We start from the raw sequence: 20,923 nt of genomic DNA, 5'->3' as shown, positions 1-20,923 counted from the left end.
AGCAGACTGGTCAGGACAGAAGATCCAGTTAAGGAGCAAGAAACTTGACCAGTCGGCCGCTCGACCTGCTCGTAGCTGTCAACCGCGAGAGCCCCCGGACCTTCGGCCGCCAGATCGAGGACCAGCTCCGCCAGGCGATCCGGGACGCGACCCTCCGCCCCGGCGTCCGGCTACCTTCCACCCGCGACCTGGCCCGCGAGCTCGGCATCTCGCGGCCTATCGTGGTCGACGCGTACTCACAGCTTGCCGGCGAGGGCTACCTGGAGCTCCGCCCGGGCGCCCGGCCGCGCGTCACCGGCTGCGCGGGACCCTGCCAGCCGCCCACCACTCAGCGTCCCGAACCGGTCGCCGAGCCGCGCTACGACTTCCGGCCCGGCTCGCCCGACCTGTCCACCTTCCCCCGCTCCGCCTGGCTCCGCTCCGTCCGCGAAGCGCTCGCCGGGATGCGGAACGCCGATTTCGGGTACACCGATCCGCACGGCAGCGAGGTGCTGCGGCTGGCGCTCCGCGACTACCTGGGCCGAGTGCGGGGCGTGGTGACCGACGCGGGCCGAGTGTTCGTCACCAGTGGCTGGTGCCAGGGTCGAACACTCCTGTGTCACGCACTGGTGGCGACCGGCGCGAAGCGGGTCGCGGTGGAGGATCCCTCCCACGAGGAGGTTCGGGTGTCCTGCGCCAGCGCCGGGCTCGAGCTGGTGCCGGTACCGGTGGACGGCGAAGGGCTCCGGGTGGACGCGCTGGACCAGACGGATGTCGACGCAGTGCTGGTGACGCCGGCGCACCAGTACCCCACCGGCGCGGTGATGTCCGGCGCTCGGCGCGGGGCGCTGCTCGACTGGCTTCGCCGGCGCCAAGCCGTCGCCATCGAGGACGATTACGACGCCGAGTTCCGGTACGACCGGGCCCCGGTGGGGGCGCTGCAGGGAATGGATCCGGAGCGCATCGTGTACGCGGGCACCGCGAGCAAAACGCTCGCGCCGGCGATGCGGCTGGGCTGGCTGGTGGTGCCGCCCCGATTGCTGGGGCCGATGCAGTGGCAGCAGCGGCAAGTGGACTTCGGGGTGTCGCGGATCGAGCAGCACGCCTTCGCCGACTTTCTCACTCGGGGCGAGCTGGACCGGCACTTGAGGCGGATGCGGGCGCGGTACCGGGCCCGGCGGGATGTGTTGGTGGAGGCGCTGACCGAAGCGCTCCCCGAGGTGCGGGTGCATGGGATCCGGGCGGGACTCCACGTCACGGTCCAGCTGCAGCCTGGCGATCAGGGGCGGGTGATCCGAGCCGAGGCCGGGCGGCGCGGAGTCGCGCTGACGGCGCTCAGCGACTACTACCTCGACGGGGCCGAAGATTCGTCCTTGCTGCTGCTGGGGTACGGGCGGATCTCCGAGGCGTTGATCCGTGCGGGTGTTGGGGAGCTGGCCGCTGCAGTGCGGGGTGCGCGGGCGGGCGCCGGCGGCGAGGGACCCGCCGGCGTTGGTTGACGCTGCTCAGAATAGGTGCTTGCTGCCAGTGCCCATTATCGCACACCTTAGTCGGCTTAATGGCTGACCTAATAGACACAGGCGAAAGGCCCATCTCGGGCGTTACACGGAGGCCCTGCCCTGGTACAGAGCTTTCTCCTGCTGGACTGGTCAGTAGATGATCGTTCCGCTCATCTCGAAGCCTCCGCTCACCGTCACCACCGAAACCGCACCCTCGAACCGGCCCGTGCCCCCGATCACCACCTGGGCGCCACTGAGATGAACGACGGACGGGCAAGCTCTCCCTAGCCTCTCCGCCCAGGAGCGCTCCAGGGTGCGCGGGCAAACCCCGCTCTCGCCTCCGCCACGAACCCCAGCAGCTTGGTCCGGTCCTTCCGCCCGCTCGCGTCTTCGACGCCGGTGTGCACGTCCACGCCGGCCGGGCGCACCGCCGCGATCGCCTCCCGCACGTTGGCCGGCGTGAGTCCGCCGGCGAGGATCACCGGCCGCGGGGACAGCTCCACCAGCCGGCGGCTCACCGCCCAGTCGTGCGTACGCCCGGTGGCGCCCGACGCGCCGGTCTCGGGCGCGTAGGTGTCGGTGAGGAATCCGTCCACCAGCGGCGCGAGCTCCAGGGCGAGTCGCTCGAGCACCGTGACGGGATGGCGCCCGACCACCAGGCTCTTGACGATCGTGAGTTCCGAGTCCAGCTCGCGCAGGCGCGCCAGCTCCGGCGCCGGGACGTCGCCGTGTAGCTGCACCACCCTCGCGCCCATGCTACGGCAGAAGTCGGCGATCGCCTCCGCCCGGTCGAGGTAAGTGATGAGGACCCCACGCGCGGGCGGCCGGATCGAGCAGATGATCGCTGCGGCCTCCGCCTCGGTGAGGTCCTCCCGGTTCACCGGCAGCCGGAGCGGAAAGCCGAGATAGTGGATGCCGCACTCCTGGAGCAGGGCGGCCTCGGCGCGGTCGCGGACGCCGGCGACTTGAATCACCGGGATCTCGAGGGGAACGCTCAGGCGGTGGCCTCTTCGGATGTGCGAGATTGGTGGCTTCGAGTACGCTTCCGCGGCGGAGGGCACAGGCTCGCGGTCAGTCCTCGGTCTCGAATCCTTGGAGCCCAGGCGCGGTGGTGAGGAACGAGACGGTGCCTGGGGTATGGCCGCTCGCTGCGCTCAGCGGGACTCCCGGGCGCGGTCCAGCAGGCTCCGGATGCTGCGGCTGAGGTCCTCAGGCGTGAACGGCTTCTGCAGAAACGGCGCGTCGGGGCTGAGCAGGCCCCGGCGCACGACGTCGTCGCCCGGGTATCCCGACATGTACAGGACCTGCATCGTGGGCTGCAGGCGGACAACCTGCTCGACCATCGCCTTGGCACCCAGCCCCGGCATCACCACGTCGGAGAGGATCAGATCCACCGGCGGGGAGGCCTGCTCGACGATCGCCAGCGCTTCCCTGGCCGACTCCGCATCCAGCACGCGATAGCCGAGTGCCTGCAGACTCCGCCGGGCGAAGTGGCGGACCATGGGCTCGTCTTCCACCACCAGAATGGTCTCGTGCCCGCCTCGCGCCGGGTGAGGGTCCCGAGCCGGCGGCGCGCGCTCGCCCGGGCTCTTGAGCGGGAAGTAGACCTCGACCGTGGTGCCCCGCCCCAACTCGCTGTCCAGCCAGATGTAGCCCCCGGATTGCTTGATGATGCCGTACACCATCGCGAGGCCGAGCCCGGTACCCTCGCCCACCGGTTTGGTGGTATAAAACGGCTCGAATGCACGGCTTTGGGTGCTCGGGTCCATGCCGGCCCCGGTGTCGGTGACCAGGACGACCGCATACCTGCCCGGCGGCATCGTCGCCTCCGGGTGCGCGGCGGCGGAGCTCTGGTCCAGCAGCCTCTCGCGGGTCTCGATGGTGACCTGCCCCTCGGCACCCATCGCGTCCCGTGCGTTGGCCACCAGGTTGATCAGGACCTGCTCCAGCTGGCTGGGGTCGGCCAGGACGTGCAGCGGCTCCGGCGAGAGCCGGAGCTCGAGCCGCTTGTCGGCGCCGACGAGCTGCCGGAGCAGCGGCGCGAGCTGCTCGACCAGCTGCTCCAGCGAGATCACTGACGGCCGGAGCACCTGCTGCCGGCTGAACGCGAGGAGCTGCTTCGTCATCCCCGCGGCCCGGCTGGCGGCCCGGACCATCTGCTCGACGTCGTTCCGCCGGGGATGCTCCGGCGCGAGCTTCTGCAGGACGTACCGGCCGAACCCGATCACCACGGTCATCATGTTGTTCACTTCGTGGGCGACGCCACCGGTCAGCTTGCCCACCGCCTGCAACCGCTGGACCTGCGCCAGTTGCTGCTGCATCCGCTTGTGCGCGCTGATCTCGCGCCAGGCCATGATGCCGCCGGTGATGGTCCCCGCCTGGTCGCGGATCGGGCCCGCGTCGCACAGGAGCGGCACGCGAGAGTTGTCGGGACGGCAGAGGAGCCATTCCTCCCCCCGCACCACCCCTCCCCGGATGGCGCGTACCAGCGGAAGCTCCTCGGCCGGAGCCGGGTGGGCCGCGTCGGGGCGGCACATGGGCACCAGGGACGCCTGCTGCTCAGCGGAGAGGCCGTGGACCTCGTGCCAGGGCCGCCCCAGCAAGTCCAGGCCGAAGCGGCTCACCAGCCGGATCCGGGCATCCGGGGCGTCGGCGATGGTAATGCCCTCGGGGATGTATTCCAGCAACGCCTGCAGCACGTCCCGCCCTTCGTCCGCCGCCTGCCTGGCCACGCGCTCCGCATCCTGCAAGCGGGCATTCTCGAGCAGAAGCTGCGCCTGCCGCACCTCCTCGGCCATCCGCGCGTTCTCCAGCGGCGCCGCCATCTGATCGGCCAGCGCCGTCAGGATGACCTCGGCCGGTGCGGACGACTCCACCCGCGGGTCGAGCACAGTGGCGATGAGCCCCGTCACCCGGCCGCGAACGACGAGGGGCACCGCCAGCACGGTCTCCGGGGAGGGCTCGCCCAGCACCGGGGCCAGTTGCGCGATCAGCGTCTCGTTGAGTGGCCCCGGTAGCGACGCCGGCTCGGCGCGCTCCAGCCCGTACCATGCCCGGAGACGAAGCCCCCCAGCGTCATCGGTGAGCAGGAGCACGGATCGGTCGGCGCCGAGCAGGACGGCGGCCTGCTCGGCCGCGAGCTGCATGATCGGCTCCAGCGAGACCGCGTTACTCACCGCGTGGCTGATCTGGGTCAGGGCCCGGAGGAGGTCGGCGGGCTCGCCCTGCAGCAGGGGCAGTGAAGGCTGGGCCATGCTCAAGCGATCCGAATTCCGTCCGGGGTGATGTCCATCTCCCGGATCGTCAGGTCGTGGGCGGTGCCGCGCGCCTTGAGCACGCACACCGTCCGGTGCAGGCGGTCCGTGGCCTCGACGTCCAACAGCACGATGCAGTCGGTGAGGGCACTGAAGTGGAACTGCTCCGTCAGGCTACCGGCGCGGCCGCGCACGCCCATGCCGGTCTCCATGGTGAGGAGCGACGTCACTTCGCTCCGCGCGAGGTGCTGGGTGAACGCGTAGATGTAGTCGTGCACCCGTTGTGAATCGCCCGAGGCGCCGAGAAGGTCAGCGATCCCGTCCACCACCACGCGGCGTATGCCCGCCTCCTGGATCTGCACGAACGCGTGCCCGATCAGGCTGTCGATCTGGAGCTCGACCGGAGAGGCGTACATCGCGTGCCACAGCCCCGCGGCGCTCGCGGCGAAGCCGCCGAGCGATTGGATGAGCCGCGCCAGTTGGGTCGGGTTCTCCTGGAAGTTCAGGTAGAGAATGGGCTCGCCCCGGCGGACGCCCTCGAGGCAGAACTGGATGGCGGTCGTGGTCTTCCCCGCGCCAGTCGGCCCCGCCACCAGCATGCAGCTTCCCCGCCAGGGGCCTCCGCCGAGCATCGTATCCAGGCCCGCGATCCCGGTCGAGATCCGCTCGGCGGAGAGGCTGTAGCTTCGGTGAAATTCCGGTGACACCAGGCGGGGAAAGAACTCCAGCCCACCCCTGCTGATCCGGAATCCGTGGAGGCCCTCACTGTAGGAGGCGCCACGAAGCTTGGAGACCCGCACATAGCGCTCATCGCTGCTGCTCCGCTTGCGCCGGGCGAACTCGACGATCCCGTCCGCCACGGCGAACTCCGGGTAGCGGACGACCTCCTCCTCGGTGTACTCGCCCAGGAGAAACGTGGTGGTATCGTAGGCGGTCAGGAGCCCGGAGACGTCGGACAGGGACCGCCTGAGCTCGCCGGGCGAGGTCGAGAGATCGTGGACCACCTTGAACGAGTCGACGATGATGATGCTGGGGGAGAGCTGCTTGATCGCGTCGCGCAGGCGCGAGACCATCGCGCTGACACCATGCTCCGCCAGGGCCTCGCCCAGGTCCTCGTAGCGGACCGCCGTGCCGATCTTGCGCTCGTCGTAGAAGCCGAGCTGCTGCAGGTAGGTCACCACTTTGGGCAGCGGCTCCGACAGCGTCGTGAGGTACAGGACCGGCCGCTCCGGGTCCGCATTGTGCATCGCGAGCTGCTGGGCGAACAGGGTCTTGCCCGTGCCGGGCGCGCCCATGATGATGTTCACCGAATTGGCGATGAACCCGCCGCCCAGAATCGAGTCCGCCCCCGCGTTGCCGGTGCTCACCCGGCGCATGCCGTCGCCGGTCATGCCGATCCCGAAGCTGCCGCGGGCTTCGAGCGGCCGAGGAGGTCCTTGGTCACCTGCACCAGCCGGTGCTCGGCGAGCGGCTTCCTGAGAAAGGCCTCCGCGCCTGCCTCGCGGGCTCGGGCTTCGGCCGCCAGGAGGCTGAAGATGACGACGGGGATATTCCTGGTCTCAGGGGTGGTCTTGAGCCGCTGGCAGAGCGCGAGCCCGTCCAGCCCAGGGACCAGGATTTCGGTGATGACGATGGCCGGTTTGAGCGATCGGGCGAGCTCCAGGGCCTGTGCGCCGTCCTCGGCGAAATGAACGACGAACCCCGCCTGATCGAGGAAGTAGGTCTCCAGCTCGCGAATATGGGGGTCCCGCTCGACGCACAGGATGAGCACGCGCGGACTGGGAACGATGTTGGAACAGCCGGAGGGCGCGGAATCGGGGTCTCGGCTCACTCCCGAATGTATCGCCAGACTATCGGCGGGCAAGGCCGAAAGGCGTTCCTCGCCCGACCCTGGCTGCCTCGCCGGGTGCGAGCCGGGCGCGCAGCCGCGCCAGGGCAGACTCCGCCTCCTGTCGCATTGGCAGGACCGCAGGATCACAGTCGCGCCAGAGCTCGATGAACCTGGTGTAGTGGTCGATGGCCGTCTGACGTTCGCCCCGGATCTCCGCGATCTGGGCAGTTCGGAAGTGGGCGGGGCCGGTGGAGACGAAGTCATAGATAAACGTACGGTACCAGGTGAGCGCCTCGTCGTAGCGTTTGAGCTGGTACAGCAGCTCGGCGCGAGCCCAACGCTCGTGCATGCGGATAGTGACCGGCGAGTCTCCGGACTCATCGCTGGCAGAATGCCTGGTCCAGAAGCTGGCCTGTTCCAACGTGGCCAGGGCCTCCGGTACGCGGCCCCCCGCTCGGGCTATTTCGGAGCACCAGCGGCGCCAGATCATGGGTGAACACCCCCTCGGGCGCCGAGCTGTCCACCTGCTCGAGCATTCTGGCATAGCGCCGGGCCAGCCCCTCGTCCCCGACCCGCGCGCTCAGCAGTCCGAGCAGGTAGAGCCTCAGGTATGGGTGAACCGAACGATGCAGGTCGGCGAGTCCATCCCCACCGGCAGGCACCTTGCCCACAGGCCATCGTGCCAGGGAGTCGCGGAGCGCCAGCAGCTCGCGCCGAGGGGTGTCGAGATACGGTATCAAGGCATAGTAGACGCGGTGCTCGAATGCCGAGAGGGCATCCAGGGCCATCGCGCGTTCGAGCTCCGCTTTCGCTGCACGCTCCCGCCCGTTGGTCAGCTCGATCTTGGCCAGGATCACGTGTGCCAGCGCCCGGAACCCCGGCGAGCGGGACGGTGCGGCGATCAGGCTCCAGAGACGCCGCCCCACCGCCAGGTTCATCGTCGTATGCGTCACCAGGCCGGCACCCCGCTGCGCTCGGGGATCCGGGCGGCTCCTCAGGTCGGCCACGAACCGCTCCAGCCCGGCGCTGTCTCCCAACACAATGGCGCGCTGCCCGCGAAGATCGCCGGCGAACTCGGAGGCTGGCTCGAGCCGGAGAAGGCGCTCGGTCAAGGAGTCGAGGTCGACGCGTCTTCCCTCGCGTGCCGCGATGAACGCGAGCATGAAGAGCGCTCCGGCGCTCTGCGGGTCGAGCCGGAGTGTGCGCTCGTCTGGCTCCCGCGCGTCGATCCACGCGAGTCCGAGTAGTTGGCCCTTAGTGAAGATGATGCATCCGAGGATGTCCCAGGCCTCGATATCATCTGGGTGATCGGCCAGGATATGGCGGTAGAGCTGCTCCGCCAGCTTGTGCTGCCCACGAACGAACGCGAGCTTCGCTTCGATCAGCCTGCGCTGGTGCTCCCCCAACCGACCGCTGTGGCGCAGTGCCCGAGCCAGGAGATCGCGAGCCTGCGCCGAGGTCGGCGCGAGCATGGCCAGGCGATACCAGGCCAGGGCGAAGCTGCTGTCCAGCTCGGCGGCCCACTGAAAGGCTTCGCTCGCGGGCCCCCTCCGATTAGCTCTGAACTCGCGCTCCCCTTCGATGAAGGCCTCCAGGGCGGGTAGCGACGAGGTGATCTGGTCGGCGCCGAGCTGCTGTCGCAGAAAGTGCAGGGCCTTCCGCAAGGAGGTGCGGGCGTGCTCCTGATCGACCTCCGGCCAGAAGAGGGCGAGGAGGGAATCGCGCCGGGGCTTCCTCGTACGGAGACACTGCCGAGGAGTCGGAGCTCGATTGCGCCGCCGTCAGGCATGCGGCCAGCTCGCCACCAGAACGTGGGTGCGGAGCCCGATGCGGGCGATCGGATCCAACGTAACCCGCCGTTTCCGGAGCGGCAACGGAGATGATTCGCCCAAATCACACTCAGATCACGCCCATGGAACACCTGTGCCGTAGGCTGGCGGGAGGTCGCGGCAGAGAGGCCGCGCTCATTCGCGTACAGGCCCAGGAAGAGGAGGAACAGGTGAAAGCCTTCGGTGCGTTGGCGACGTGTCTATCGCTGGGATGCGCCCTTGCCCCCGGACACGTCGAGCCGGTCTCCACACCGGTGTGGGTTCGCAGCCACAATCGAAGCCCGGTCGACGTGTACCTGATGTGCGGTGACCGGGATGCCCGTTGGCTGGGCACCGTCGGAGTGACGGGGTCCGACGCCTTCGAGATTCCGGCGGGGCAATCGCCTTGCGTCCAGGGCCTCAATTTCTTTCTGGTCGTCCAGAACTTCGGCCGCGGCTACTGGGTGGGACCGTTCCGGCCGCTGCCCAGCCAGGCCATCAATCTGGTGATCGAGAAGTATGCCGGGCTATCCACTGCCCAGGTGTTGGAGCAGTGAGCGCATCCGAGGTTGCAGAGGCTGCGTTCAGCTCTCGGTGAACACGTACTCGTGCTGCGAGTCGCGGGTGATCAGGGTGCGCCTCGCGCCGGCCCCAACGACGAACTCGAACCCTTCGAGCCCAGGCGCGGTGGTGAGGAACGAGACCGTGCCGTCCGGGTTCCTGCGTGACGCCACCTCGCTCTGCCACTCGCCGAAGTCGAAGACGGTCTTCCCCCCGTCGCGGGTCACCACGATATCGCCCAGCGCCTCGTTGTGGTACCGGCCGGCGAGCTTGCCGGCGTCGGCCGCCTCCGCGGGGATGGTGAGCAGCTTCCGCTCGGCGGCGAGCTGCTCGTAGAACGTCTTGGCTCGCGCGGCGACCAGCTTGTCCGCCTCGGGCCGCCCGTCGAACAGGACCTCGAGCAGCTTGCGGCGGAACTGGTCCCGCACGATCCAGCCGGGATCGCCGTTGGTCAGCACTACCGCGCCGACGCCGTGCCCCGGCAGCCACATCATGTCGCTGTGGAAGCCGACCATGTCGCCGCCGTGGTGGACAACCTCGACCTCGTACTGCCGGTCCACCATCAGGCCCATGCCGTAGCTCGCGTCCTTCCCCAGCGGGACCTGTGGGGCGCGGCGGGCCAGCAGCGCATCGCGCGAGACGTAGCGCTTGCCGCCGGGCAGGGTGCCCGTGGCCAACTCCATGCCGACGTAGGCCAGCATATCGTGCACGTTGCTCCACGCGGCTCCGGCCGGACGGAGCGGGATGATGGCGTAGTTGACCTCCATCCCCGCCTCGGACTGGCGGCCGTCCACGTCAGGTGAATGGGGCATCGCGTGGTCGCCATGGAGCGCGGCGGCGTAATCGAACGTGGTGGCCCGCATCCCCAGCGGACCGAACACGCGGGTTCGCATGGCGCTGTCGTAGGCCGCGCCGAGCTCGAGATCGGGATAGAGCACGTGTCCCCCGATGAAGCCGGCCGCGCCGGCCAGGGGGTTCGAGTACTGGAACATCTCCCCGAAGCGGCTGGTCGGCTGCATGCCGGCGAGGGTGCCGAGCGCGCGTTCGGGGGTGAGGCCCTGGAACTGGAACAGCCACTCGAAGTCCTGCCGGGGGAGCCCGGTGCAGGCGCAGATCAGGTGCTTGACCCGGACCTGGCTGGTGGTGGCGGAATCGCCCAGGCGGAACGACGGCAGCAGAGTCGTGACCGGCGTGTCCCACGTCAGCTTCCGCTCGTCCACCAGCTTGGCCAGCATGAGCGTGGTCATCGCCTTGGTGTTGGACGCGATCATGAAGCGGGTGTTGCCGTCCACCTTCGCCGTCCCACCCAGCTCCCGCACGCCGTAGCCACCGGCGAAGATCACCTTCCCGTCCTCGATCAAGCCGAGTCCGACGCCGGGCACACCGGTCTCCTTCATCGCGGTCTCGATGAACCTGCCCAGCTCGGCCACTCGTGCCTGGGTCAGCCGCTGGGCCTTCTTTCCGGCGAACGACTCGCGGGTGTATCCCTTAGGCAGCAGATCGCCCATGATCAGGGAGACCTGGGCGAGACGCTTCTCGCCGACGTCCTGGCCCATATCGTAGATCGCGACCGACCAGACGCCGCCGGCGCGCTGGGCATTGACCCCCACGTCACGCTTCTCGTTGGGTGACGTCTGGTAGGTGTAGGCGCGGCGATCGGTCCATCCGTCCTTGTCGGCCATCCCGTTGACCACCTTGAGCGGCCATGCAGCATCCGGCTTGTAGGCGCGCCAGGCCAGGGCGACCGCCGAGTCGGCGCTCGGCGCGTGCACGTCCACCAGCGCGATCGCCGAGCCGTCTTCGGGCGTCTGGAGCACGGTGGCGCTCCCACGCACGACCACGGTCCAACCTGTGGGGGCGACGAAGGTGTTGCCCTCGGTGGTGGTCCTGGGAGTGTCGCGGGACATGCGCTCCGGGTTGGACGGTGCGCCGGCCGGCGAGCTCTGCGCGGCCGCGGTGGCTGCGAGCTGAAACAGCGCGGCCGCGATAGCAAAAGTTCGGATCATAACGACCTCAGGGGTGTGTTTACGGATCACTTGGGCGCCCGCGTCCTCAAGTCCTGCAGCCAATGCTCCGCAAACACCAGCTCGCCCTGCTGGGACGCGTCCCCTTCTCGCACCATGAGGAACCGGCGATCGTCCGGCGTGACGGCGTAGGAGGGATACGAGCCGAAGCGTACGAACGGCGCCATCGAGAAGAGCACGTGCTGCTCACCGACCGAGAAGGGAGCCGCCGGCCGGATCTCCGCCGCCACCAGCTCGCTCTTCCCGTTGATGTAGAACAGCTCGCGCCCGCTGTTGGCCCAGACCGGCTCGGCCCCGCCGGCGGTGGACACCTGCCACTTGGCTGTCGACGTCTCGGGGAACGGGCGGACGTAGATCTCCATCGTTCCCGATTCGTTCGAGGCGTACGCCAGCCAGTGTCCGTCAGGCGAGAGCGCCGGGTAGAACTCCACGGCGGGCGTCGCGACCAGGGGGGCCATGGTCGTGTCCCCGTTCTTGACTCCCAGGAGGTCACCTCCGGCCGACGTCGCCGAGGTTCGGAGAACCAGCCAGCGGCCATCCCGCGAGGGCACGACCTGGCCGATCTCGAGCTTGGTCCGAACCAGCGGACGCGCGGCTCCCGTCCCGTCCGCCCGGTGAGCGTAGGGCGCCCCGACGCCCGAGCCCGCGCGATCGCTGATGTAGAACACCTCGCGACCATCCGGCGACCAGACCGGACGCACTGCAGAGGTGTCGCCGAAAGTAATCCGGGAGAATGGACCGGTCGGGAGCTGCTTGACCCACACGTCCGTCCTGCCGCTCCGCACCAGCCCCACCGCCACAGTTTTTCCGTCGGGCGACAGTGCGATGCCGTCGATGATGCCCTGCGGGTCCCACGCCGCATCCACCGGGCTGGACACCCCGTCGCGGGTCACCCAGTAGCCGCGCCGCGAGACCAGGGCACCGCCGGTTGTGTAGACCAGGGTCCCGGTGGCCGAGAGGGCCAGGTCCACGTTGAAGCCGCCCACCCTCACGCCGATGCCTTCGATCAGCGCCACGGGAGAACCGGTCATGACCAGCTTCTTTGGGTCGAATGGAATGGCGATGAGCTTACCGTCGGAGGTGACCACCAGGAGGTGCCCGGTCGGGGCATAGCGGGCAAAGACGCCGTGGGTGAGCACGTGCGCCGGGCCGTGCGGCAGCGCCATGGCCATGATGTCCCAGTCGGCCGGACCCTGCCCCGCGTGCCGCATCCGGAAGAGCATGCCCTTCGCGTCTGGGAGGATGCAGGGCCACTCCGTCCCCACTTCGTTCCGCGCCGCGCTGAAGGTGAACACCGGCTCGATGGCTCCGCCGGTGGGCCGCATTCGGGCGAGGCCCGAGTCCACCTCGAAGTACACGTACCCGTCGCTGCCCCAGTCGCCGGCCGTGGTGTTGGCCTTGTCGGTCAACGTCACCGTGGGCGCGCCCTCCAGCGAGGCGATCCTCACCACGGTGCCGCCCTTGATGAACCCGAGCCGCCGGCCATCGGGAGAGAAGAAGGGACTCGACCCGCCCTCGGTGCCCGAGATCGGGGTGGCGCTGAGCTGGTCGATCCGCCGGAGCCAGAGCCGGCTCCCTCCCTCGCCCGGTCCGGAATACACCATCTGGCGGCCGTCCGGCGAGAGGGCGATTCGGCCTCCGCCCGAGTTGGCGGCCGGTTGGAGCGCCTCCGTCGTTCGCAGGGCGAGGCTGAACTGGCTCAGCGGCTCGGCCCGTGCGGGGCGGAGCCAGCCCCAGAGGGCCGCGACCGAAGCGGCGGCAGTAGCGGCGATCAATGCCAGGGTGGCGCGGTTCCATCGCCGGCGCTTGCCCGCGGCCGGGCCGGCCGGTCCGGCGGCTGCCTCGAGCGAGACGGTGGAAGTGTAGGTCCTGTCCTTCAGGGCCTCGGCGAATTCCGCGGCGGTGTTGAACCGGTCGGCCGGCAGCTTCTCCAGCGCGGTCAGCACCGCGGCCTCGACGTGGCGTGGGATGGTGTGGCGCTGAGTGGTGAGCGGCCGAGGATTCTCGGTCAGGACCCGGGCCACCACCGCCTGGGCCGTGTTGCCGGTAAACGGGGGCTCCCCGGTAAGCATCTCGTAGAGGATGGCGCCGAGCGCGTAGACGTCGGAGCGAGCGGTGATCTCCCGCTCGCCCATCGCCTGCTCCGGGCTCATGTAGTGCGGGGTACCCAGGCTCATGCCGGTCTCGGTCATCCGCGCCCCGCTGGCCTTGCTGGCCGCGAGCGCGATGCCGAAGTCGGCCACCAGCGCCTGGCCGTCGTGGATCAGGATGTTCTCCGGCTTGATGTCCCGATGCACCACCCCTTGCCGGTGCGCGTAGTCGAGCGCCGAGGCCACCTCGCCGGCGATCCGCACGGCATCGGCGACGGGGAGCTGCTTCTCCCGGGTGAGCCGGTCGCGCAGGGTCTCGCCCTGGATGAACGGCATCACATAGAAGAGGTAGGAGTCCGCCTCGCCCGAGTCGAACAAGGGCAGGATGTGGGGGTGCTGGAGATTGGCCGTGAGCTTGATCTCGGCCAGAAAGCGCTCGGCCCCGATCACGGCGGCGAGCTCGGGCCGGAGCACTTTGAGCGCCACGCGCCGGTCGTGGCGGACGTCCTCCGCCAGGTACACGGTGGCCATGCCGCCAGCGCCAATCTCACGCTCCAGGCGGTAGCGGTCCGTCAGGGCGGATTGGAGCCGGCCGAGCAGTTCGGGCATCAGGTGTCTTGGTTTGGGGTGCTTCAAGATGGGGCGGAGGGGACGGGACGGCTAGGTGGCGGGTGCCGGTTCCCGGTCAATCCTCGTCCTTCCCGCCGTGTCCGTGCCCGCCGCGTCCATCGCCGTCGCCTCCCCCGCCTCCCGCCGCGGTCGCACTCGCGGTGAAGGTGACGATGTCCACCCCCGACACCACGGCATTCGCCGTGTTCGCTCCGGGCGATAGACCAACCGTCAAGTGGGTAGAGGCCAGACCTGCCGAGTCGGTTTCGGCGGTGGCCGGCGAGACACTCCCTCCACCGTCGCCGATGACCCAGCTGACGGCGCCGCCGGGAACGGCGTTGCCCTGCTCATCTACCAGTCGCACCACCAGTGGGACCGGGACTTGGTCGCCCACGCGGGCGGACTGCGAGTCGCCTGAGACGGGAAGGAGATCCGCCGGAGGAGCCACCTTTCCTGGCAGGGTCAAATCGCCGGACCCGCACGCCCCTGCGGCGAGCAGAGCACCGGGGAGGACCAGGTGGCGGACAAGCTGGGAGCGGTACCTCATAGCGGCCCCGGGTGTGGGTGGTAATCAGAGATTAAGGAAGGATTTCGGGGCCCGATAGGGTGTGCATCACGCGAGGCGGCGGGCGCAAAGTCTTGCACCTGCTGCATCGACTCGTGGCGGCGGGGCACTCGAATCGCTTGTCCGAAGCGGTGTCACGGGGCCTGGCCGAAAGGCGCTGACCCTGGAGGCCTTGAAGCGCCTCGACCGTCCCGTGCTCCCAGCCGGGGTCAGCGCTGCTGCCGCCGTGGTGGCCGAGTCGGCGCTCGTGACGCTCGTCGTCCGAGAGCAGGCCACCGCCGCGATGTGGGGCACCCGAGTGGCATGTGCCTCGGCACTGGCTCGGCTCGAGCGTGAAGGTCACCTCGTGCCGCGGCAGGTCGCTGCGGCTGGAAAGGTCCTGACAGAATTCCGGGAGACGTGGCGCGATGTGCTGCCATCCGACAGCGTCCGAGAGGGTGCGGACCATGCGCTCCGCACCCACCCGCTCCGTGCTGCGGACGCCGCGCCGGGAGGGGTTCGCGAGCCCCGAGTGAGGCTACTCCGCCCGCAAGGTGATCGACGGATCCAGCCGCGCTGCCCGCCACGCCGGCATCCAGCACGCCACGCCCGAGACGCCGGCCAGCAACCCGATCACACCGACGTAGGTGACCGGATCGAGCGGTGAGACCCCGAAGAGCAGGGCCACGATCGCGCGGCTCGCGGCCGCCGCCCCCAGCAGCCCCAGCAGAATCCCGAGCGAGCTGAGCGTCATCCCCTGGCGAACCACCAGCCCCAGGATATCGCCCGGTGACGCACCCAGCGCCGAGCGCACGCCGATCTCACGGGTCCGCTCGGTCACGCTGCCCGACAGGATGCCGTAGATCCCGACCGCCGCCAGCAGCAACGCCGTCATCCCGAACGCCTCGAACAGGGTCAGGGCGAACCGCCGCTCGGCCGCCGATTGCGCAACGAGCTGGCGCATCGTGGCGACCCGCACGATCGGCTGGTCCTTGTCCACCGACCAGATGGCGCTCCAGACGGCCGGCGCCAACGACGACGGATCACCTTGGGTACGGACCACGAGGGACATCAGGCGGTCGACCCAGTGCCACTGGGCCGGCGTGACGTACACCGCGTTCGACTGGCTCGTGCCCAGAGCGGCCTGCCTCACGTCTCCCACGACGCCGACGATGGTGTACCAGTCCCCTTCCGGAGAGCCGGAACGAAGCCGCTGGCCGATCGGATCCTGGCCGGGGAACGCGTCCTTGGCGAACGACTCGTTAATGAGAACCGCGCGCGGGCTGCCGGCGCGATCGCGGTCATCCAGCAGGCGACCCGCCCGGAGCGGAATGCCCATCGTCCGGAAGTAGTTCGGAGTTACCGCGTAGCGAAGCGCCGCGCCGTCCCTGGCGGGATCATCGTCGCGCTCGAAGTGGACACCGTAGATGTCCAGGTCACCACTCAGCGGCAACTGGCTGGTGAATGCCGCGGCGGTAACCCCGGGGAGGCCGCGCACGGCCTCGAGGCTCTGCTCGAGGAACTGGTAGCGGACGCTGTCGGCGTCGTATCGGTGGCCGGACACCTGCACCTGCATGGTGAGCAGCCCGGACTGGTCGAACCCCACCGCCACGGCGAAGAGCCGCTGCAGGCTCCGGAACAGCAACCCCGCACTCACCAGCAGCACGAGCGCCAGCGCCACCTCGGCCACCACCAGCGTCCCGCGGGTCCGCCGGTACTCGCCCGCCGAGCGTCGGGAGCTCTGCTGAGCCCCGGCGCTCAAGCCGCCGCGAGATGCCTGCAACGCGGGCACCATTCCAACCGCGAGCCCCACGAGGGCGCTCAGGCCAAAAGCGAACCCGAAGACGACAGGGTCCACGCGAATGGCCCCGAGCCTCGGCAGGCCGGGCGGGCTGAGCGCTACCAGCGCCCGGACGCCGAGGTCCGCCACGATCAGTCCCAGCCCGCCGCCGACCACGGCGAGCAGCAGGCTCTCGGTGAGCAACTGTCGCACGAGCCGCCCGCGACCGGCGCCGAGGGCGGCGCGCATGGCGAACTCGCCGCGCCGCTGCGCGCCGCGCGCCAGCAGCAGATTGGTCACGTTCACGCAGGCGATCGCGAGCAGCAGCACGACCGCACCGAGGACGGCGAGCAAGGCCGGCCTGACCGCGTGGGTGACATCGTCGCGCAGCGAGCTCAAGAGGAGTCCGCCCTTGAGGTCGGCCCATGGGACCCGCGGCAGCTCCGGGATCGGGGACCGCGCGACGGCGGCGAGCTCCCGCGCGGCTTGATCGACGCTCACGCCCGGCCGGAGCCGGCCCACCATCCGGAGATGATGACCCCACTCCCGGCTGTCGGGCGAGAACGATTCGCCGTATTGCAGCGGAGACCAGAGCTGGGCCGAGGGAACCAGCACGTTCTCGAATTGCTGCGGCATCACGCCGATGACGGTGTACGGATTGTCATCGAGGGTGACGATGCGGCCCACGATGGAGGCGTCGCCGCCGAAGCGGCGCTGCCAGAGCGCGTGGCCGAGGATCACGACATTGGGTCCCTTGGGCCGGTCCTCGGCAGCGTCGAAGTCACGCCCGAACAGCGGCGACACGCCGAGCGTCCGAAGGTAGCCGGCGCTCACCCGCTGGCCCTCCAGGCGCTCGGGCTGGTCGGGGCCGGTGACGGTGGGCTGCCAGGCTTTCATGACGGCCAGCCCCTCGAAGGAGCGGCTCCGCTGGACCAGCTCGTGATAGGTCCCGAAGGTGACGTCGATGGGCGAGCGGTCGGTGGCGATGTCGGAGATCATGACCAGGCGGCGGGCATCCGGATACGGCAGCGGTTCGAACAGGATGGGATTCACCGCGCTGAAGATCGCCGTGGTTGCCCCGATGCCGAGCGCCAGGGTCAGTACGCTGACGGCTGTGAAGCCCGGATTGACGCGGAGCCGGCGCGCGGCGTACCTGAGGTCGGCGAGCACGGCGCCAACCACGCTCTCCCACCCGCCATCGCGCACCTGCTCCTGGGCCGAACCCACATCGCCCAGCTCCAGACGCACGGTCCGCCGGGCCTCCTCGGGCGAGAGCCCGCTTGCCACCAGCGCGGCGGTAGCCTCCTCGAAGTAGTGCCGCAGCTCGTCGTCCAGCTCCCGGTCGGCGGCACGGCGGTTCAGGAGGACGCGGAAGCCGCGGGTGACCTGGCGCCAGAGGGACATGGGCCTAGCCCTCCGCGCTCAGCAGCCGGGCCACCGCGGTGGCCCGGCGGGTCCAGTCCGCCGTCTCGGCCTCGAGCTGCTTCCTCCCTGCGCGGGTCAGCCGGTAGAACTTGGCGTTCCGCGAGTTCTCGGTCTGGCGCCATTCCGAGTCGAGCCAGCCGGCCCGCTCCAGCCGCTGGAGCGCGGTGAGGAGGGAGCCCGGATTCACCTTGAAGACGCCGCGGGAGATCTGCTCGATGCGCCGGGTGATGCCGTACCCGTGCATGGGCTCGAGGCTCAGGGTCTTGAGGATGAGCAGGTCGAGGGTGCCCTGGATGACGTCGGTAGTCGGCTGGTCCACGAGCGAGGCTCCGGCAAAGGTCGTGAGCCAACGTAGCGCTTGTTCATCTTGATTGTCAAGAGTTGAGGGGCAGGAGGAAGGTGGGCAGCGGTGAGGCAGGGTGGGGCAGAGTGAGGCAAGGGCAAGGTGGGGCAAGGTTCTGAGTGGCGCTCTCACCCTGCCTCACCCTGCCCCACCCTGCCTCACCCTCCCTCACCCTTCCCTCAGCGCCACCGTTGGATCCACCCGCGTGGCCCGGCGCGCGGGCAGATAGGTTGCAAGCAAAGCGACCAGCAGGAGTACCGCGGAGAGCGTGAGGTAGGTGACCGGCTCGGTGCCGCTCACACCGTAGAGCTGGCTCCGGAGCGCACGAGTCCCGATCAGCGCGAGCGTCACTCCTCCGGCCAGTCCTACCAGCGCGAGCCGCATCCCCTCGCCCAACACCAGCCACCGCACCGCGCCGGGCGCGGCGCCGAGGGCGAGGCGGATGCCCATCTCGCGGGTGCGTTGCGCCACACCGTAGGCCGTGACGCCGTAGATGCCGATCAGGGCCAGCGTGAGCGCCACCGCACCGAAGAGTCCCAGGAGCAGCATGGTGAACCGGCGCTCGCCGATGGATTCGGCCACGACCTGCTCCAGGGTGCGCACGTTGGCAACGGCGAGGTCGCGATCGAGTGCCGCGATCTGGCGCCGTGCCGGGCCGGCGAGGGCCAGCGGGTCGCCCGAGGTGCGCAGCACCAGGGTCATCGACCGGCGCACCATTTTGAGAGCGCCTGGGAGCTGGTCATAGGCGAGCGTGTATTCCGCCCGGGGCGCCGTGGCGAGCCCCCAGCTCCGGGTATCGTGCGCGACCCCGATGATCGTCATCCAGGCCAAGGAGTCGCCGATCACCCGGAAGCGGCGCCCGACCGGATCGGTGCCGGGCCAGAGCGTTCGGGCCATGGTCTGGTTGATGACGGCGACCGGAGGCGAACGCTCCTCGTCCGACGGGGCGAACCCGCGGCCCCGCACCATCGGGATCCTGAGCGTCCGGTAGTATCCCGGCGTCGCCATGTTGATGTTGGGCGACGGCGCCGGATCACCCGGCCGGATGGGACGTCCCTCGACCTCGATGTCCCAGTTCCCCACCGCGCCGGTGAGGGGGAGGTGAGAGACCGCGCCCACATCGACTACGCCGGGCAATCCCGCGAGGCGCTCCTGCAGGGCGGAGTAGAACCCGACGACGCTCGCGGTGTCCGCGTAGCGGGTCTCCGGCAGCGCGAGATCCAGCACGAGCACATGATCGGGTCGGAAGCCGACTTCAACCTGCCGCAGGCGCCAGAAGCTCTGCAGCAGCAGGCTCGCACCCACCACCAGCACCACTGCGAGCGCAACCTCGACCGCGACAAACGCTCGTCGAAGACCCCCGCGCGCCCGGGTACCGCCGCGGTCACCGCCCTCCTGCAGCACCGACCCCATCCCAGATCCGGTGGCCTGGAGGGCGGGAGCGAGGCCGAAGACCAGACCGGTGGCCATCGCAAGGAGCAATGTCGCCGCGCAGACGACTCGGTCGATGGCGATGTCCTGGTGTCGCGGGAGGGATTCGGGACTCATCGCCAGGAGCGCGGGCACGCCGAGAGTGGCGAGCAGCAGGCCGACCGCTCCGCCGGAGAGCGCCAGCACGAGGCCTTCGGCCAGGAGTTGGCGGACCAGGCGCCCGCGGCCGGCACCCAGCGCGCTCCGCACCGCCAGCTCCCGCCGCCGCGACTCCGCTCGAACCAGGAGCAGGCTGGCGACATTGGCGCAGGCCACGAGCAACAGCATCGTGACCGCGGCCAGGAGAATGAGAAGCGCCGGCCGCACCGATCCCACGACGGTATCCGTGGTCGACTCCACTCCGAGGGCGAAGTCCACGTTGCGGGAGTACGCGTCCGGATTGTCGCGGGTGAGCCGGAGCGCCAGGGTCCGGAGCTGGGTGCGGGCATCGGTGAGAGTGGCGCCGTCCCGGAGACGCCCGACCGCCTCGAGATAATGGGCGGTTCGCGGCTGTGGCGCCGCGCGGTCGATGGCCGCGGGCAGGAACAGCTCCGCTTGCTCGAAGGCGAACCCGCGCGGCATGACGCCCAGAATCGTATGGGAGACGCCGTCGAGCATGAGCGGCCGGCCAACCACCCCGGGATCGCCGCCGAAGCGACGGCGCCACAACGCGTCGCTCAGCACGACCACCGCCGGCGCGCCGGGACGGTCTTCGTCCGGCGCGATGAACCGGCCCAGAGCCGGAGGTGTGCCCAGGACCCGGGTGAAATTGTGAGTCACCAGGAGCGAAGGCGTCCGCTCCGGCTCCCCGGCCCCGGTGATGGTGCGCTTCGTCTGCCGGTAGCCCGCCACGGCCGCGAGCGCAGGCACGCGCTCCAGGTCGATCAGCTCCGGCTCCGAGAGACTCGAGTGCAGAAGATCGAGGCCGGGGAAGACGTCGTAGATGGTGACCAGGCGATCCGGCTGGGCAAACGGCAACGGCCGGAGCAACACACCGTTCACCACGGTAAAGATCGCGGTGTTGGCGCCGATGCCGAGGGCCAGGGTAAGGAGGATGGCGAGCGTGAGGCCGGGCGTGCGGACCAGCGTGCGTACAGCGTAGCGGAGGTCATGCCCCAGCTCCGAGTACCACTCGCGCCGGCGAAGGTGGAGCCCGCGGCGCCCCGCGATCCGCCGGCACTCCGCTTCGGTACTCGCGAGGTCTCCGAAGCGCCGCTCCGCCTCTACCCGCGCTTGGGCGGGGCTCATGCCGGCCGCGACATACTCCTCGGTTCGCATGTCGAGGTGGAACTCGAGCTCGTCGTCCACCTCTTCCGCGTCGCGGCGCCAGAACCGCGCGTACCGCCGCCACTCCCTCATGCCGGGTGCTCGGCGGCGCGCAGCACCTTGGCGATTGCTTCGGCGTAGCGGGTCCAGCTCGAGGTCTCCGCCCGCAAGTGCTGCCGGCCCTTGGGAGTCAACCGGTAGAACTTGGCGCGGCGATTGTTTTCCGACACGCCCCACTCGGCACTCACCAGCTCCCGCTCCTCCAGCCGGTGGAGCGCCGGATAGAGCGAGCCTTCCTCGACCTGGAGCGCGTCGTCGGTGACCTGCTGGATCCAGGCGGCCACGCCGTAGCCGTGCCTGGATCCCCAGGTCAGGGCCTTGAGGATGAGGATGTCGAGGGTGCCTTGCAGCAGGTCGGCGGGTCGAGGTGGCACGAGGGC

Annotated in this window: 15 protein-coding genes; 2 read left to right on the top strand and 13 right to left on the bottom strand. The window is 69.6% G+C overall.

Annotation, left to right across the window (positions count from 1 at the left end; all coding sequences use genetic code 11):
• Positions 1–44 precede the first annotated feature (44 nt).
• A complete protein-coding gene (locus VHR41_17510; protein HEX3235996.1) occupies positions 45–1,478 on the top strand; it encodes a PLP-dependent aminotransferase family protein in 1,434 nt (477 codons plus the stop codon).
• Positions 1,479–1,762: 284 nt separating this feature from the next.
• Here VHR41_17510 and VHR41_17505 read toward each other — a convergent pair whose 3' ends face one another.
• From VHR41_17505 to VHR41_17480, 6 genes are all read right to left on the bottom strand, one after another.
• A complete protein-coding gene (locus VHR41_17505) occupies positions 1,763–2,452 on the bottom strand; it encodes a phosphoribosylanthranilate isomerase (GenBank protein ID HEX3235995.1) in 690 nt (229 codons plus the stop codon).
• A 180-nt stretch (positions 2,453–2,632) separates the two neighbouring features.
• Positions 2,633–4,732: an ATP-binding protein gene (locus VHR41_17500; GenBank protein ID HEX3235994.1), complete on the bottom strand. Its 2,100-nt coding sequence runs from the start codon at positions 4,730–4,732 to the stop codon at positions 2,633–2,635.
• Positions 4,733–4,734: 2 nt separating this feature from the next.
• The gene (locus tag VHR41_17495) at positions 4,735–6,123 is read right to left on the bottom strand and encodes an ATPase domain-containing protein (GenBank protein HEX3235993.1); all 1,389 of its coding nucleotides are present in this window, start codon (positions 6,121–6,123) and stop codon (positions 4,735–4,737) included.
• Positions 6,120–6,563 carry a response regulator gene (locus VHR41_17490; GenBank protein ID HEX3235992.1) on the bottom strand — a complete coding sequence of 148 codons (444 nt, stop codon included), beginning with the start codon at positions 6,561–6,563 and terminating at the stop codon, positions 6,120–6,122. Before VHR41_17490 ends, VHR41_17495 begins: the two co-directional genes overlap by 4 nt.
• A gap of 19 nt (positions 6,564–6,582) precedes the next feature.
• Complete coding sequence (locus VHR41_17485; protein HEX3235991.1) at positions 6,583–6,912, bottom strand: hypothetical protein; 330 nt, start codon at positions 6,910–6,912, stop codon at positions 6,583–6,585.
• Between the two features lie 28 nt (positions 6,913–6,940).
• On the bottom strand, positions 6,941–8,227 hold the full coding sequence (locus tag VHR41_17480) for a hypothetical protein (GenBank protein ID HEX3235990.1): 1,287 nt from the start codon (positions 8,225–8,227) through the stop codon (positions 6,941–6,943).
• A gap of 335 nt (positions 8,228–8,562) precedes the next feature.
• On the opposite strand from VHR41_17480, the gene VHR41_17475 reads away from it, so the two are divergent.
• Complete coding sequence (locus tag VHR41_17475) at positions 8,563–8,928, top strand: hypothetical protein (GenBank protein ID HEX3235989.1); 366 nt, start codon at positions 8,563–8,565, stop codon at positions 8,926–8,928.
• Positions 8,929–8,955: 27 nt separating this feature from the next.
• Here VHR41_17475 and VHR41_17470 read toward each other — a convergent pair whose 3' ends face one another.
• From VHR41_17470 to VHR41_17440, 7 genes are all read right to left on the bottom strand, one after another.
• The gene (locus tag VHR41_17470) at positions 8,956–10,938 is read right to left on the bottom strand and encodes a serine hydrolase domain-containing protein (protein HEX3235988.1); all 1,983 of its coding nucleotides are present in this window, start codon (positions 10,936–10,938) and stop codon (positions 8,956–8,958) included.
• A gap of 26 nt (positions 10,939–10,964) precedes the next feature.
• Complete coding sequence (locus VHR41_17465) at positions 10,965–13,655, bottom strand: protein kinase (GenBank protein HEX3235987.1); 2,691 nt, start codon at positions 13,653–13,655, stop codon at positions 10,965–10,967.
• Positions 13,656–13,731: 76 nt separating this feature from the next.
• On the bottom strand, positions 13,732–14,049 hold the full coding sequence (locus tag VHR41_17460) for an Ig-like domain-containing protein (GenBank protein ID HEX3235986.1): 318 nt from the start codon (positions 14,047–14,049) through the stop codon (positions 13,732–13,734).
• 688 nt (positions 14,050–14,737) lie between these two features.
• Complete coding sequence (locus VHR41_17455; protein HEX3235985.1) at positions 14,738–17,383, bottom strand: ABC transporter permease; 2,646 nt, start codon at positions 17,381–17,383, stop codon at positions 14,738–14,740.
• Between the two features lie 4 nt (positions 17,384–17,387).
• Positions 17,388–17,723, bottom strand: a complete 336-nt coding sequence (locus tag VHR41_17450) for a PadR family transcriptional regulator (protein HEX3235984.1) — start codon at positions 17,721–17,723, stop codon at positions 17,388–17,390.
• Between the two features lie 192 nt (positions 17,724–17,915).
• Positions 17,916–20,576: an ABC transporter permease gene (locus VHR41_17445; GenBank protein HEX3235983.1), complete on the bottom strand. Its 2,661-nt coding sequence runs from the start codon at positions 20,574–20,576 to the stop codon at positions 17,916–17,918.
• On the bottom strand, positions 20,573–20,917 hold the full coding sequence (locus VHR41_17440) for a PadR family transcriptional regulator (GenBank protein HEX3235982.1): 345 nt from the start codon (positions 20,915–20,917) through the stop codon (positions 20,573–20,575). Before VHR41_17440 ends, VHR41_17445 begins: the two co-directional genes overlap by 4 nt.
• Between the last annotated feature and the right edge of the window lie 6 nt (positions 20,918–20,923).

Source organism: Gemmatimonadales bacterium, assembly GCA_036265815.1.
In the GTDB taxonomy this organism is placed as follows: Bacteria; Gemmatimonadota; Gemmatimonadetes; order Gemmatimonadales; family GWC2-71-9; genus CAVVWJ01.
Note: the sequence above shows the minus strand (reverse complement) of the source record. Positions and strands in the feature narration are given on the sequence as shown.

Bases quoted from the DNA above. Each gene is read 5' to 3' on its own strand.
- VHR41_17500 (HEX3235994.1), bottom strand. From the start codon at position 4,732: ATGGCCCAGCCTTCACTGCCCCTGCTGCAGGGCGAGCCCGCCGACCTC.
- VHR41_17495 (HEX3235993.1), bottom strand. From the start codon at position 6,123: ATGACCGGCGACGGCATGCGCCGGGTGAGCACCGGCAACGCGGGGGCG.
- VHR41_17485 (HEX3235991.1), bottom strand. From the start codon at position 6,912: ATGCACGAGCGTTGGGCTCGCGCCGAGCTGCTGTACCAGCTCAAACGC.
- VHR41_17470 (HEX3235988.1), bottom strand. From the start codon at position 10,938: ATGATCCGAACTTTTGCTATCGCGGCCGCGCTGTTTCAGCTCGCAGCC.
- VHR41_17465 (HEX3235987.1), bottom strand. From the start codon at position 13,655: ATGCCCGAACTGCTCGGCCGGCTCCAATCCGCCCTGACGGACCGCTAC.
- VHR41_17455 (HEX3235985.1), bottom strand. From the start codon at position 17,383: ATGTCCCTCTGGCGCCAGGTCACCCGCGGCTTCCGCGTCCTCCTGAAC.
- VHR41_17445 (HEX3235983.1), bottom strand. From the start codon at position 20,576: ATGAGGGAGTGGCGGCGGTACGCGCGGTTCTGGCGCCGCGACGCGGAA.